Annotated in this window: 13 protein-coding genes; 11 read left to right on the top strand and 2 right to left on the bottom strand. The window is 62.5% G+C overall.

Going from position 1 to position 14,588, the window contains the following annotated elements; genetic code table 11:
• Positions 1–17 precede the first annotated feature (17 nt).
• Together AMM41_RS05410 and AMM41_RS05405 are read right to left on the bottom strand one after the other, a co-directional pair.
• On the bottom strand, positions 18–848 hold the full coding sequence (locus AMM41_RS05410; protein WP_089954084.1) for a SapC family protein: 831 nt from the start codon (positions 846–848) through the stop codon (positions 18–20).
• Positions 849–926: 78 nt separating this feature from the next.
• A complete protein-coding gene (locus AMM41_RS05405; RefSeq protein WP_089954081.1) occupies positions 927–1,787 on the bottom strand; it encodes a hypothetical protein in 861 nt (286 codons plus the stop codon).
• Positions 1,788–1,928: 141 nt separating this feature from the next.
• Here AMM41_RS05405 and AMM41_RS05400 point away from each other — a divergent pair, with 141 nt between their 5' ends.
• The 11 genes from AMM41_RS05400 (at position 1,929) to AMM41_RS05340 (ending at position 14,583) form a co-directional block, all read left to right on the top strand.
• On the top strand, positions 1,929–2,792 hold the full coding sequence (locus AMM41_RS05400) for a type II secretion system protein (RefSeq protein ID WP_194944624.1): 864 nt from the start codon (positions 1,929–1,931) through the stop codon (positions 2,790–2,792).
• Positions 2,793–2,903: 111 nt separating this feature from the next.
• Positions 2,904–4,475 (top strand): hypothetical protein, encoded by a 1,572-nt coding sequence (locus AMM41_RS05395; protein ID WP_089954075.1) that lies wholly within the window; start codon positions 2,904–2,906, stop codon positions 4,473–4,475.
• Positions 4,472–6,109 carry a GspE/PulE family protein gene (locus AMM41_RS05390; RefSeq protein ID WP_089954070.1) on the top strand — a complete coding sequence of 546 codons (1,638 nt, stop codon included), beginning with the start codon at positions 4,472–4,474 and terminating at the stop codon, positions 6,107–6,109. Before AMM41_RS05395 ends, AMM41_RS05390 begins: the two co-directional genes overlap by 4 nt.
• Positions 6,106–7,317 (top strand): type II secretion system F family protein, encoded by a 1,212-nt coding sequence (locus AMM41_RS05385; RefSeq protein WP_089954065.1) that lies wholly within the window; start codon positions 6,106–6,108, stop codon positions 7,315–7,317. Before AMM41_RS05390 ends, AMM41_RS05385 begins: the two co-directional genes overlap by 4 nt.
• Positions 7,314–8,870 (top strand): type II secretion system protein, encoded by a 1,557-nt coding sequence (locus AMM41_RS05380; RefSeq protein ID WP_089954061.1) that lies wholly within the window; start codon positions 7,314–7,316, stop codon positions 8,868–8,870. Before AMM41_RS05385 ends, AMM41_RS05380 begins: the two co-directional genes overlap by 4 nt.
• A gap of 17 nt (positions 8,871–8,887) precedes the next feature.
• The gene (locus AMM41_RS05375) at positions 8,888–9,322 is read left to right on the top strand and encodes a hypothetical protein (protein ID WP_089954056.1); all 435 of its coding nucleotides are present in this window, start codon (positions 8,888–8,890) and stop codon (positions 9,320–9,322) included.
• Positions 9,319–9,762 (top strand): hypothetical protein, encoded by a 444-nt coding sequence (locus tag AMM41_RS05370; RefSeq protein ID WP_089954050.1) that lies wholly within the window; start codon positions 9,319–9,321, stop codon positions 9,760–9,762. Before AMM41_RS05375 ends, AMM41_RS05370 begins: the two co-directional genes overlap by 4 nt.
• Positions 9,759–11,237 (top strand): type II secretion system protein GspD, encoded by a 1,479-nt coding sequence (locus AMM41_RS05365; protein ID WP_089954045.1) that lies wholly within the window; start codon positions 9,759–9,761, stop codon positions 11,235–11,237. Before AMM41_RS05370 ends, AMM41_RS05365 begins: the two co-directional genes overlap by 4 nt.
• A 6-nt stretch (positions 11,238–11,243) precedes the next feature.
• Positions 11,244–12,092: an ExeA family protein gene (locus AMM41_RS05360; protein WP_194944623.1), complete on the top strand. Its 849-nt coding sequence runs from the start codon at positions 11,244–11,246 to the stop codon at positions 12,090–12,092.
• A complete protein-coding gene (locus AMM41_RS21770; RefSeq protein WP_194944622.1) occupies positions 12,089–13,810 on the top strand; it encodes a tetratricopeptide repeat protein in 1,722 nt (573 codons plus the stop codon). Before AMM41_RS05360 ends, AMM41_RS21770 begins: the two co-directional genes overlap by 4 nt.
• Positions 13,807–14,583, top strand: a complete 777-nt coding sequence (locus AMM41_RS05340) for a type II secretion system protein (protein WP_089954022.1) — start codon at positions 13,807–13,809, stop codon at positions 14,581–14,583. The genes AMM41_RS21770 and AMM41_RS05340 overlap by 4 nt, the downstream gene beginning before the upstream one ends.
• Positions 14,584–14,588: the final 5 nt, after the last annotated feature.

Here is a 14,588-nt window from a genome sequence, read left to right as displayed (position 1 = left end):
GCAGGGGCAAAAGCCCGTCAGGTGGTTTTGGCGGCAGGCACAGCGACCGACTCGGCCTGAGCCAAAGGCCCCGCCTGGCCGTTCAAAGCCGCCAATTGCTGGGCTTCTTGCAAAGCCGCTTGTTTGGCCAACTCGCCCGAGCGGGCCACCAACTGGCGGAACTGGCGCAGCGACAACAAATGCAAATACGCCAGTGTCAGTGCGCCGCTGGTGTGCAGGGCGTGCACCGTGTCGGCCGGCAGGCCTTGCAGCCTGGCCTCGTCCACCGTCATGAAGCCGTGCAACTCCAGGTCGCGGCCATCGGGCAAGATCACTTGCAAAGACCGATCAACCAAAACACCGGCCGCATCCAGTTGGGCCAGCTGCGCGGTGGTGGCCCCCATGCCCGCGTCGGTCTCGGTCAGCTGGCGCAAGCGCTCCAGCAGCCAAGGCAGCTCTTGCCCCTCGGCGTTGAAGAGCGGGTCGCCCACCGAGGGGTTCAGGGCCTCGGGCCGCACCGCCACCAAAAAACGCCCATCGTCGGACTCGCGCACCAAGCGAAACGGCCAAGTGGCCAAGGTGGCGGGCAGGTACTGACCTTGCCAAGCGCCGTCGGCCGCCACAAACAGGTTGTGCCCGGCCTGCAAACCGGTCACGGCCAAAAGGCTCAGGGCACCGTCGGGCTGGCGTGCCATGACACAGGGGTATTCGGCGCAAGCCGCAGGCAGCTCGGCCACCGTCAGGGCCACGGTGACCGAATCGCGGGCAAAACCGTAATCGGGCGACTGGCGGTTGAGCTTGAGGTGCCCGTGTGCCTCGCGGTGCAAGATCACCAGGTCGTTGTTCACAGTTGAGAGTTCAGCGGTCATGGTTCAAGGCTTTCAAAAAATTCGGGTCAAAAAGTGTCTGAGAAATGGGGGCCGATGGGAGGGGTGGAGAACTCGGCCTCACCCCGGTCGCCGGGCCAACTCGCGGCGCAAAGCCTCTTCGTCCCGGCGCAGGCGTTGCAAGGCGTTGTCCTCGTCGGCACTGACCTGCGGCCGGGCCGACAAAGACTGGATGCGGGCCTGCGTGCTGGCCAACTCGGCCAACACGATCTCGCGGGCATGCCGGTCGCGCTGGCGCTGGGCATCGCCACCGGACCCGGCTGGAGCGGCTTGTGGGCTGGGTGGGGGTGCTGAAATGGGTGAGGCGGTGTGTGACACCGTTGCTGAGGCCGTGGGCCGCAGGACCAAAGGCGATGCCACAGACGGGGCCGTGCTGGACTGGCCAGAGGCGGGGGCTGCCACCGTGGCAGCGGCCAGGGGCAGCTGGGACACCTGAGGTGCAGCCACAGGCATCGCCCCCAGGGGTGGGGTGGGTAAACCGTCGAATGCACCGAAAAAGCCAGAAACAGCAGAGGAGCCAGAACCACCAAAGGACCCCAATGAAACGGCGGAAGGGCTGGGCGCGGGCGTCGGGGGGGGCATGTGTGGCGTATTGGCAACAGCGCCAGTGGGCAAGGCATGGGTTGAAGGCACTGCCGCAACCTGAGGCAGGGCAGGGGCTTGGGCCTGAGACCAGCGGCCTTGTTGGGCCAAAGTGCAGCCCTGCGCCCGGGCCTGCACCGGGTGGATGTCATTGGTAAACAGGGGGCCAGGACAGCTGTAAAGCGGTGCGGCTGAAACAGTCTCAGAAGGGGACAAAGGCGGCGCGGCCCCCGCCACCAGCGCCCAAGCCATGCCCACCACACCGGCCACTGCACCACGCAGCACGCCCTGCGCCATGAAGCGCTCAGCGGAAGGCACAGGCAAAGACAAGGTGTTCATTTCAAAATAATTTTTGTGTATTTATTGATGTTAGCATTTGATGCAAATGAGATTGTTGTATTTTACGATTGCATGCTAACATTTCCATGTCAATCGACAGGATCGACAAATTCCACTTCCCCAACCCTCAAGGAAATTTCCATGAAGCGCAACCTCAAACCAGCCGGCAAGCAACGCGGCTTCACCTTGGTCGAGATGTCCGTCACGATGGCAGCAGCAGGTTTGCTGTTTTCCGCCGTGACCACCGGCCAAGAACTGATTGATCAGGCCAAAGCCACCAAGCTGATCAACGACGTCAAAACCGTTGAAATGCAAATTCAGCAATACGCGCAGCTCAAAGGCCGTATGCCTGGCGACTGCGATGCGGATGGCGTGATTGATTACGCGGCGGATGCCAATGCAACGTTGAAAAGCTTGCGCACTGATATTGGTAACAACGCTCGGGCCAGCGAATATTCTTATTCTGTACTTCAACCCACTATCCCTAGCGATGGCGTGAGCGCTATCAATGAAACAGACGGGTGTGCATTGGCTGGCCTAGTTGCTACTGCCCCTGCCGTGACTGACGTTGCTACCAACCTTACCAATGCAAACGTTTGGCTGAATGACTTGAAATTGGCAGGTGTGATCAGTGACAGCGCACCCAACCGCAAGTTGGCTAAGCTTGTACATGAAGATTTCTTGTTTGTCGGAAAAGTGACTGATGCTGGCGCTGAGTCGGCCGCTGGTGCTGACTACAACGCGATCGTGATTCACAACGTTCCACAATGGATGGCTCGTAGATTGTCCACGGCCATTAATGGTCAAGATGCCCGTTCAGACCGTACCCGTGTGCGCATGTTGACCCGTGATGGAGCAACAGGAACCTATTCAACTCTTTGGCAAACAGATGCGACTGCATCTGCAACAACTTCACCAGAAACGCTCTTGGGTACACGCGACAACATGGTGAGTGTGGTGTATTTCTTTGATCGAATTCCAGCTTCAAAAGGTGGCGCTGTCTGATCTATTTGATCTGAAAATGTTTCTCTAAAGCCCCCTGGGATGCCTACGTCCCGGGTGTGCTTTCCCCCATTTTTTCCCAAATTCGACGGCATCCACGCTCCTCTCCATTTCATGAAAACCCTGTTGGTCAGCATGTCGCGCACCGCGACCGCCTACGGTACGCACCCCGTTCGCTATGCCGTGCTCAGTGGCCGCAAGGTGCTGCAGCAGGGGCAGGGGGCGATCGACGAAATGGCGCAGCAAGGCGGGCAGTCTTTGCGGCTGAGCCTGGACTCGCCGGCCAACCTGACCGAGCGCCTGCGTTTGCGTGCCCTGTCGCGGCGTTTTGTGCCGGTGCTGGTGCAGCGGCACTTGACCGACAGCGGTACTTTCACCGAACGCTTTCGGGTGCGCAGCCGGGTCAATTGGTTGCGCCAGGGCGAGGCCGAGGTCGATGTGCTGGCCATGCTCGAAGACGATGCCGAGTTGGCGCACGAGTTGTTGCCCACACGCGAGCGGCCTTTGACCCATTTGCTGACCGCCGAGGCCGCTGTGGCCGCCCTGGTGGGCGCGGTCACGCAGGCGGCGGTGCTGGTGCACTGGTGGCATGTGGGCGGCTTGCGCAGCTTGGGTGTGCGCGAGGGCCGGGTCATTTGGCAGCGTGTGCAGTCTTTTAATGTGAACTCGGGCGACCTGGTCAACGGTGAGTTGGGTGGCAGCAAATGGAAAACCTGGCTGGACTCGGCCGTGCGCACCGCGCCTTTGGAGTTTTCGGGCCTGCATGGCCATGTGATTCGCCTGGGCAATGGCCCGTGGGCGAGCGAGGGCGAGTGGGCCAGCAACGGTTCGCGTGATCTGGTGCTCAAGCTGCAGGCTTTGTTTCAGGGGCTGCCGGGCAACGAGGTTTTGCTGCAGCCCGAGTTGTATGGGGTGGCTTTTGCTTCGCCCCGTGAGAGTTTGATTGTGAACGGCTACCGCCAGCGTGTGATGGCCTGGCATGTGGCCCCGGTCTTGGCGGCCACGGCGAGTTTGCTGGGTGTGGTGCTGCTGGGCGCAGGCTTGTGGTGGCACACCCAGGCGCAGCAAACCCTGGCAGGTTTGAAACAAGAACAACTGAGTTTGCAGGCGCAGGCGCAGGCGCTGCAAAAGCTCAAGCCCCCGCCCGAGGCCGTGATGGCGCTGCGTTCGGCCGCCTGGCGCGAGACCGCCTTGGGCGCCAATTTGCGGGCCGACCGATTTTTGAAAGAAATGCTCACCCAAATACCGGCCGGGGTGCAGGTGCAGTCCTTGACCATCACCCGCAACGGCGCGGCTGCCGAGCGGGTGCGAGTGGCCGATGGCCAGCCGGTGTTGCAGGCCAATGCCGGTGCGGGCAACGGCCGCAAGGCACAGCTGGCCAAAAAAGACAGTGCCAAAGACCCGGGCGCGGTGAGCTTGCAGCCCGCTGGCTTTGTGGACGGCTTTACCTCGGGCACGCCGCTGCGGCGCATGCCGGTGGCGGGTGAGCCGAGTTTTCAGGTGGACCTGAACATTGTGGTGCCCGGCAGCTATGCCAGCGCCAAGCTCAAGGCCGAAAATCTGGCCGAGCGCCTGACCCTGATGGGCCGCTTGACCGACACCCAGCTGACCTTTGAAGACACCGCAGCCGGCACCCCCGGGGCGCGTCTAAAGACGCGTTTGAACATTGCAGCGGGGGCTTTTTGAGCAACGCCCGCAGCCACATGGCCACGGCCGCTTTGTCGCTGGACGACGAAAAACTGTTGCAGCAGTTGGCCAGCAACGGCTTGCTGTCGCCCCAGCAAATGGATTACACACGGCGCATTGGCCAGTCCATGGGCTTGGGTGCGCCACAGGTGCTGCGCTTGTTGCGCCTGGCCAGTGACTTTGACATGGCCCGCGCCTTGGCCAGCTTGCATGGCCTGAGCTATTGGTTGCCTGACCCGGTGCAGGTGGACCCGGACGCCCTGGCCCAAGTGCCGTTTGCCTTTGCCCGTCAGCACCGCATGCTGCCGGTGCGCAGCCAAGACGGTGTGCTGCAAATTGCGGTCGACGACCCAACCGACCTGGATGCCCAGCAGCGCCTGAACCGCCATGTGTCGGGGCCGGTGGCGTTTTGGGTGTCGGCGCGGGGCGCTTTGGCCTCGGCCATCGAGATGGCGTATCACTTTGCCTCGCACCCCAGCGCCGAAGAACTGGCTTACGAGCTGGCGCGGGTGGGGGGCGACTTGGACGGCGGGCGCTTGGTGCGCTTGGCCTTGGCCGACGCGGTGGAGCGCGGGGCCAGCGATGTGCATTTTTCGCCCAGCGGTTTTGCCTTGTTGTTGTTTTACCGCATCGACGGTGTGCTGCACCTGCACCATGTGCTGCCGAATGCCCTGCATGCGCGGGTGGCGTCGGCCTTGAAGGTCGAGTCGGGCATGGACATTGCCGAGTCGCGCCGCCCACAAGACGGAAGTTTTGCCCTGAATGTGGTGGGCCAGGCCTTTGATTTGCGCGTGTCGTCCATGCCCACCACCCACGGCGAGAACCTGGTGGTGCGGATTTTGTCTTTGCGCGGCGATGTGTTGCCGCTGGACCAGTGCGGGTTTTGGCCCGAGCAGGTGGCACAAATCACGCGCCTCATGCGTGCGCCCGATGGGCTGGTGCTGTCGACTGGCCCCACCGGCAGTGGCAAAACCACCACCTTGTATGCCGGTTTGCGACTGGTGAATGCGCTGGAGCGCAACATCATGACGATTGAAGACCCGGTCGAGTACCAGGTGCCGCTGGTGCGCCAGGTGCGCTTGAACGAAAAAGCGGGCATGACCTTCACTTCGGCCATCAAAGGCTTTTTGCGGCAAGACCCGGACGTGGTGCTGGTGGGTGAGATTCGCGATGGCGACACGGCCACCATGGCCGTGCGGGCCTCACAAACCGGGCATTTGGTGCCGGCCACGCTGCACACCAACGATGCGCTGAGCAGCATCAGCCGCTTGCGTGACTTGGGGGTGCCGGCGTATTTGTTGTCGGCCACCTTGCGCGGGGTGATTGGTCAGCGCCTGGTGCGCCGCCTGTGCATGGCGTGCCGCGCCCCGGTGGGCGGTGGGCGCTACAAGGCGGTGGGTTGCGAGCGCTGCAACGGCACCGGCTACCGTGGCCGCTTGGCCGTGGGCGAGGTGCTGGTGGTGGACGACACCTTGCGCGGCCTGATTGACCAATTGGCCGGTGAGGCCGAGATGCGCAGCAGCTTGCACGCACGCGGCTTTGTGCCCATGCGGGCCTGGGCGCAGCGCCTGGTGGATGTGGGCGTGACCGACCCGCTCGAGGTGAACCGCGTGTTTGGTGAGTTGCCCCCATGAGGCTGTATTGGTACCAGGCCATGACGTCCGAGGGCGCGAGTGTGCGCGGCTCGGGCGAGCACATCGATTTGAACGATTTGGTGAGCGCTTTGTCGGCCCAGGGTTTGCAGCCCTACCGGGTCTGGTCTTTGCCGACTTGGCTCAATGTCCTGGTGTTGCGGCCCTTGAAGCCTGCGGCGGTGACCGAGTTTTGCCACCTGATGGCCAGCCATGTGCGGGCCGGGGCCGATTTGCGTTTGGCCTTGGCCGAGGCGGCGGCCAGCGCCTCGACCACGCGGCTGCGCATGTTGTGCGCGCGCCTCAAGCGTTCGGTGGAGCGGGGCGACACGCTGTCGCAGGCGCTGGACCAGACCAAGGTGTTTCCGCCCATGCTCAGCCAGTTGGTGGTGGTGGGCCAGGAAACCGGCCGTTTGGGCACGATTTTGGCCATGGCAGCAGCCCAGTTTGAGCAAATGCGCCAGCTGCGCAATGCCCTGCTGCGGGCTTTGATTTATCCGGCCATGGTGCTGGCGGTGTTGGTGGTGAGTGGTTTGTATTGGTTGCTGATGGTTTTGCCCAAAATGGCCGCTTTGTTTGAGTCTTTGCGCGTGCAGCTGCCGCCCACCACGGTGTGGGTCATGAAGGTGGCCGAGGGCATGAAGGCGAATGTGGCCTCGCTGCCCCTGGTGCTGGGCGGCACCTTGCTGCTCTTGGTGTTGCTGCTCAGGCTGCCGGCCATGAAGCCGGTGTTTCATGCCGTGTACTGGTGGCTGCCCGGCGTGCGCGAGTTGGAGCGGGCGCGGGTGTACCACGCGTTTTTCAGCCACCTGTCGGCCATGCACGGTGCGGGCCTGACGCTCAGCCGCACGCTGACGGTGTTGATGCAGCAGCCACTGAACCAGTTTTTTGGCGGTCGCATTGGGCGCATCGGGGCGCAAGCGGCGCGGGGCCAGTCGCTGGCCGAGGGTTTGGGCAGCACACGGGTGTTTGAGCGTTTTGCCCTGAGCCTGGTGCGCTTGGGTGAAAACACGGGCACGCTGGACGAGCAAAGCATGCGCCTGAGCGAGCACTATGCGCAAAAGCTCAAGCAGCAAATTGAAACCGGCACGCGTTTGTTTGAGCCGGTGCTCTTGTTGGTGTTGGCGGCGGTGTTGTTGCTGGTGGGCAGCACCATGCTGGGGCCGGTGTACGACTTGGCGTCTCGGGCGTCTGCAGGAATCCAGCCATGAGCCGACCCTTGAAACCTGCTGTGCGGGGGTTTTTGCTGATCGAGTTGGCGCTGGCGCTGATGGTGATTGGCGGGCTGGCGGCCATGCTGATTCCCTTGCTGGCCATGCAGGGCAAGCTCGACAGTGCGCGGCAGGACGCTTTGTCCATGCAGCAAGCGCGTGACGCTTTGGTGCGCCAAGCGGTGCTGGGCATGGGTTTGCCCGGGCCGATCCGGTTTGCTGAGGCCGACACCGGGGGGTTTGGCTCGGCGGCCAGCCATGTGGCCTTGAGCCCCACGCTGGAGTTGATGGCCCTGGGGCGTCCAGGTGCTTTGCCGGGGCAATTGCTGGGTGTGCCCACGGTGTCGCCTTGGCAAACCGCATATGCCTACGACGTGCAACCGGCTTTGCGCGACGACGCGGCCACGGCTTTTTACCCGGCGGTGGAGCAAGTGGGGGCCAATTGGGTGTTCAAGTCGATCATGAGCCAGCTGGACCCTGCGGTGAACACCAACATGTCCACCGGGGGGGTGCGCACGCAACTGTGCCGCCACCTCAACACCTTGCAGGACATCGAGCAAAAAATTCGCATCTACCCGACCACCACCAGCGCCGAGTACCGCCGCAGCTTCATCAACGTGACCTTGCCACGCATTTGGGCCAAGGATTACGAGAGCAATTTTGTGTGGAACTCGGCATTGGGTTACGCCACCACCAGCGCCGACACGGTGGACGCGGTGTTTGAAAACTCTTCGGCAGCGGCCTTTGTGGTCGTGCGCCGCGCCCCCCCGGCCCAGCGCCGCCTGGACCGTCAAAACGCGCTGTTTCAGCAGGTGGGCACGACCGGCCTGGACCCAACTTTGGACGCTCGGGGCACGGTGTTTCCAGCCCTTGCGGGTGAGCGCGGGTTTCGGGTGTACGAGAACCCCTTGACGCCTGCCGTGGACAGCCCCACCTCGGACGCCAACGACTACGACGGCCGGGTGCAGGCGGTGTCTTTGGGTGAACTGGTTGATGGTTTGCGCCAGGCCGGTGTGTGCACCACGCTGCCCGAGACTTGCAAGGTCAACCAGCTGTTTGTGCGTTTTGCCAACTATGTGAGTTCGGCACCTTTGACCGGCAGCGCCCAGGGCCTGACACTGCGCTGGGAGCTGATGAACCGCGACCCCGTGAGCGATGCGTACACGGTGCTGCAGTCGGGTGACATTGCCAATGGCAGCACCTCGACGGGGGTGTGCCTGGACAGCTTCAACACGGCCGTGACCAGCGAGCCGCGCAGCCGTTATTTGCGCGTGTCGTTCATCAGCCCCACCGGGTCGGTGGGCTATGCGGATGGTGCGGCGGCCGGTTATTGGTACCGGGGCGGCTTGTTGGTGGACCCGACCTTGACCACAGCGGCCACCGCCGCCGACGATGGGGTGACGCGTTGGCGCAACCTGAATGCTTTGGCCGCGGCCACAGCCGGGCAGACGGTGACGGTGTCGTGCAGCGGCACGCACACGCTGCTGGCCAGCAATGAATTCAACCGGGCAGGGGCGGCCAAGCCGACTTGCACTGTCACGCAATTGCCTTGAACCGGAGCGCAAGCACCATGTCTTTGTCCTTTCATTCGAAAACCGTGCTGTGGCTGAGCGTGGCCTCGTGCCTGTTGGGTGCAGGCATTTATGCGGCCATGACCGGGCAGGCGGCTTTGGCGTTTTCTCAGACCCAGCAGGTGGCGCTGGAGAAAACCCGCAGAGAACTCGACCAGGGCCGCGAGCGTGCCGAAAACTACCGCAGTTTGATTGACCGCATTGGCTGGCGGCCCGGCCAGGCTTTGCGGCACGAAACCATCAACACCAGCGCCACGATTGCGGGCCATGAGAGTGAGCGACTCAACGACATCTTGCAGGCCAACCATGTGGGCAAGGGCCAGTTTTTTCTGCGCTCTTTGACGATCGAGGCCTTGCCGGGCACGGCCAACGCCGAGCCCGCGCTGAGGGTGAGCGTCAAGGGCGACAACATTTTGGTGCTGGACCGTCCATGAAACCTTTTTTGCCTTTTCTGCTGATTCCGGCTTTGAGTTTGGGCGGGTGGGGGCTGTCGATGTACGGCTTGTCCCCCGAGCGCTTGGCCTTGCCCGCCGTGCTGGCCCTGGACGCCCCGCCCGCTTTGGGCGTGGTGGTGCCCGCCAACGATGCGCAAGAGGTGGTGCGTGTGCCGGTGAGTGTGCTGCTGCCGCCTTCGGTGCGTGTGCCCGCCCCGCGTGGCCAAACGGCTTTGCGCCCACCTGGCCCGCCCGAAGTGCCTCTTGTGGCCGGTATTTTGGTCGATGGTTCACGCAAAGTGGCCCAGGTCAATGGCCAGGCCTTGACGGTGGGCGAGAGCCATGGCCTGTTCAAGGTGGTGGCCATCGAATCCCAACGTGTGCAATTTGACCATCCCGACCTGCGCCAAAAGCGCTGGGTGGAGGTGCTTGAGCGATGAAACTCCAACCGAACATGACCCTGCTTGTTTCTTCCCATTTGCCGTCGCCCCGTTGGGTGCTGCTGGCCGTGTCTTTGTCGGCGTTGGTGGCGTGTGCGCCCCTGAACAAGGCCTTGCCGGGTTCGGAGTCGATTCCGCCTTCGGCCTATGCCCCGGTGGACCAGCAGTTGAAAGAAAAGAATGCCTCGCTGCCCAGCAGCGAATCGGCCTTGCCTTTGACTCAGCGCATGCCGACCTTTGACAGCGTTCAGGACGCCGGATCGGGTCAGCCCCAGCTGTATTCCTTCAAGGCGCGGCAGTTGCCTTTGCGCGATGCGCTGGGTTTGCTGGCCAAGGCGCATGGCCTGAACATCGTGGCCGACCCAGAGGTCACCGGCATCGTGTCGGTGGATTTTCAGAACGTGCCTTTGGCCAAGGCCTTTGACATTTTGCTGTCGAGCTTGGGCTATTCGTGGGAGGACGATCAGGGGGTGATCCGTGTGCATTCGAGCATCACGCGCACCTACGAGGTCGATTACATCCAGGCCAAACGCAGCACAGGTGCCGCCGGTGGTGGCGGGGGCGAGGGGGCCGCGTTTTGGCAGGAGTTTGAGACCCAGATTCGCTCGCTTTTGTCGCCCAAGGGCCGCTTGATCGTGAACCGTTTGACCGGCACGGTGATGGTGACCGATTTGCCTGCCCGGGTGGAGTTGGTCACCCGCTTCATCGGTTTGATGCGCGAGGGCATGTACCGCCAGGTGGACATTGAGGTGCGCATTGTGGAGGTGACGCTGAGCGACAGTTTTGCTCTGGGGCTGGATTGGTCTCGTTTTCAGCAGGTGGCCGGGCGAGACAACTCGATTGGCTTCAACACCCGGGTGACCGCACCGCAGGGCACCAGTGCGCTGCCCAGCACCATGACTTTGCGCATGACCAACCCGGCCAGTTATGTGTCGCTGCTCGATGCGCTGAGCCAGCAAGGCGATGTGCGCATGGTCTCGCAGCCGCGCATCCGGATCATGAACAACCAAACGGCGCGGGTGAAGTCGGGCACGGACGAGGCGTTTTTTGTGCGTTCGTCCAACCGCGTGTTGCAAAACTCGGGCGGCGTGCTCGAGACGGTCAACGAGCAGCCCCAAACTGTGAGCCTGGGCGTGACCTTGAGCGTGACGCCGCAGATTTCGGCCGATGGCTGGGCCATGCTCAACATCACCCCCAGCTTGACGCGCTTGATTGGCACAGCGGTGTCGCCACGCGGTGACAGCACGGCCCCCATTTTGGATGTGAGCGAGGCCACCACCATGGTGCGGGTGCGCAGCGGTGAGTTGATCATTTTGGGGGGGTTGATTCAGGAAGAAACCAGCGACACCAACCGGCGCGTGCCGGGCTTGGGCGAGGTGCCTGCTTTTGGCAATTTGTTCAAAAGCACCTACAAGGCGGGTCGGCGCAAAGAGCTGGTGATTTTTCTGGCCCCAACGATTCAGCCGGGTCAATGAATGGAAATGGAGAACGCTGTGCCGTCCAATCCTCTGGAGCCTTGTTACCGATTTTTGGGTTTCGAGGGCGTGCCGTTCTCGATCACGCCCGACACCGAGCTGTTTTTTCCGGACAGCCAGCATGTGACGGCGTGCAACCAAATTCGCTATGCCTGCACCAGCGGCACCATGGCGGTGTTGACCGGTGAAATTGGTCTGGGCAAGACCTTGGTGGTGCGCACGGTGCTGCGGCAATTGCCACCGGAGGTGCGGGTGGCTTATTTGATCAACCCCTTCATCGACCACCACGACCTCTTGCGCGACATCTACACCCGCTTTTCGGACACGCCCTCGGCGGCCGAGATGTCGCTGTCGCAGGTGCACGAGGCCTTGCTGCAAACGGTGATGGTGGGCACCCTCAAGGGTTTGCGTTATGCGGTGATCGTCGACGAGGCGCACCGCTTGCACCCCGAGGCGCTGGAGATGCTGCGTTTGTTGTCTAACCTTGAAACCGAAAAGCACAAGTTGATCAGTTTGATTTTGGTGGGCCAGCCTGAGCTGGAGCGGACTTTGTTGTTGCGGGCCATGCGGCCATTGCGCGAGCGCATTGGGGTGTGGCTGAAGTTGTCGCCCTTGAGCCGCGATGAGATGGACGCCTACATTGCCCACCGCATTCGCTTGACACACAGCCAGGGGCGTTTTGAGTTCACCACCTTGGCTTTGTGGCATTTGCATCGGCGCACCGGGGGGGTGCCACGGCGCATCAACTATGCGTGCGAAAAAGCCTTGCTGCTGACTTTTGCCGACAAGCGGCAAAAAGTGGGTTTGTCACAGGCCCGGCAGGCATGCCAAGAGTTTTCGAAAGCCTGGTCATGAGCGCCTTGGACAAAGCCCTTCGGCAAATCGACCAGCAGCGGCACAGCGCCGCTCAGGCCCACGATGCGAGGCTGTCTGAAATGGCTTATCCGGGGGAATATGTGCCCCCCAAAAGGTCGGTGTGGATGCCGGTGGCCTTGGTGGTGTTGAGCATCGCTTTGGTGGGCTCTTGGGTGATCATGGCGGGCATGCTGTCGTCCAAGCCCCAAAGCTTGTCGCGGTGGCTGCCCTGGGGGGCATCGGGTGAAGGCGCGGCCCGATCTGCTGCGGCTGAGCCGTCGTTCCTGCCGCCTACCCAACCCCAAACCTTGGCACAGGGGCTGCCGCAGATTGCTGCGCCCAATGCAGGGGCTGTGAATGGGGCTGTGCCCAGTTCAAACCCCGGCTGGCCTGCTTGGTACCGTGCCGGTGAGCGCCAATGGGACTGGGGTGTGTGGGATAAGGGCGCTAGCCTGTGGTTGATGGGTTTGCAGACCGAAAGTCCGCAAACCGCCTTGCTGCTGCTGGGCGATCAGCAAAACCTGGTGCAGGCATCCAATTTGTACACACGCTGGTCACGCGAGATGCCGGTGGTGGTGCTGGCCCGTCAAACCGGGGCGGTCAAGCTGTGGGTGGTGTTGGCTGTGCCTGCGCCGGGCGATGTGGAGCGAGCCCGTCAGAGTTTGTCGCAGGGCTTGTCGGTGCCAGTGGCCGTGAACACCTGGGCGCAGTGGCAGCAAGCCCTGGGCCTGGCAGCGACACCGCGTGAGGGCGCGGCGGTGGCTGCGCCGACTGTTTCTCCTGCACCTGCACCTGCACCTGCACCTTTGCCTGCACCTGCACCCGCACCGGCTGTTTTGCCCGCACCTTCGAGCAGCGCCGCGCCGCGCATGACCACGCCAACGCCTGCAGTGTCGGCCGCGCCCGTGTCGGTGCCTTTGCCCGCTTCGAGCCCTGCACCTTTGCCAGGTAAAAGCATCGGCCAAAACCCCAGCACCAACAACCTCAACAACAACCCGGGTACAAACACCCCCAGTGTCAACACCGCCAGTGGCCAAAACAAAGCGCCCTCTGTCAATCTGAACCCGGCGGATTTGGCGTCTGCGGCCCATATGAAACCTTCGGTGGTGGTGACCCACTCGGCAGCCGGGGCCAGCGCCTCAAACGCCAAAGCCGCCGTGGCTGATACCGCCGCAGATGCACCCCAGTTGACCCGAACCGAGGCCGAGCGTTTGCCTGCTTCGGGTCCGGTGTCTACGGCGGCCAAAGCCATCGATGTGGATTTTCAGTCGGTCGAAAAAAGCCTGGCACGCGGGGACCACCAAGGGGCCTTGGAGGGGGTGACCAAGCTGGAAAAGTACATTGGCGAAAACTGGCGCACCCAGTACTTGACGGGGGTGGCCTTGATGGGCCTGAGCCGTTGGGAGCCGGCCATCACCGCTTTGGGCAAAGCACAAACGCTCAACCCAAGGCACCCCACGGCCGCCTTGTATTTGTCGGTGGCTTTGCAAGAGCGTGGTGACCATGCCCGCGCCATTCAGGTGCTGGACAAGGCGCAGCAGTTGCTGCCCTTGTCGCCCGAGTTGTGGCTCAACCAAGGCCATTCCTACCAAGCGCTGGGGCAAAAAGCCGAGGCCCGCAAGGCCTACAGCCGCTTTTTGGACTTGAGTGTGAACAGGCCGGACATGGCGACGCAACGAACTTGGGTGCAAAACCGCCTGCAAAAGGACAACGGATGAGCGAGCCTTTTTGCGTGCCTGTGTGCGTCAGGATGCCCACCCCAAGGCGGCCCCGCTGGCAACAGCGGGGCTTTACGCTGTTGGAGGTGGCCGTGGTGTTGGCCTTGTTGGGGGTGTTGACGACCATTGCTTTCAAGTCCCAAGAGATGGTGGAGCAGTACCGTCAAGTCCAGTTTGTCAACCATGTGCGTGTGCTGCAAGCCCATTTGAACGCATACAAAACCACGTTTGGCCGCTTTCCGGGTGACTGCAACCGCGATGGCTTGATGGATGCACCTTTGGTCACCGTCAGCGCCCTCAATGCCGATGCCTACGACTACGGCATTCCGACCGAGTTGACGGCTGCGGCCAGCGTGAGCACCACCTATTCGCTGGGTTTGTTGTGCCCGGCATCGACGCTGGCCCCCTACACCCAGTTCAATGTGGCCTTCAACGAACTCAAATGGGGTGGGCAAATGCCTGCGGGCGAACCCAACCGCAAGGCCAGTGCCCACGGCGTGGGCGGGTTTGCGTTTTTGGGGGTTTTTAACATCAACCCCACCCTCAACAACTCCGAAGACCGCTTCAACGCGCTGCTGTTGACCGATGTGCCCATCGTGGCCGCACGCCGTTTGGCCGCCGCGATCGATGGCTCGGACGGGCCCGCTGCCAATTTGAACCGGGTGCGCCGCAGCGATGACCTGGTGACCTTTGCCCCCCTGTGGACGGCCTCGGGCGAGACCGAGTTGAAACGGATCACCGTGGTCGTTTTTTTTGACCGAATACCCCCTTGAGGATG

The sequence above is a fragment of the Limnohabitans sp. 2KL-3 genome, from assembly GCF_001269405.1.
In the GTDB taxonomy this organism is placed as follows: domain Bacteria; phylum Pseudomonadota; class Gammaproteobacteria; order Burkholderiales; family Burkholderiaceae_C; genus Limnohabitans_A.
The sequence above is the reverse complement of the archived record's forward strand: the minus strand, read 5'-3'. Positions and strand labels throughout refer to the sequence as shown.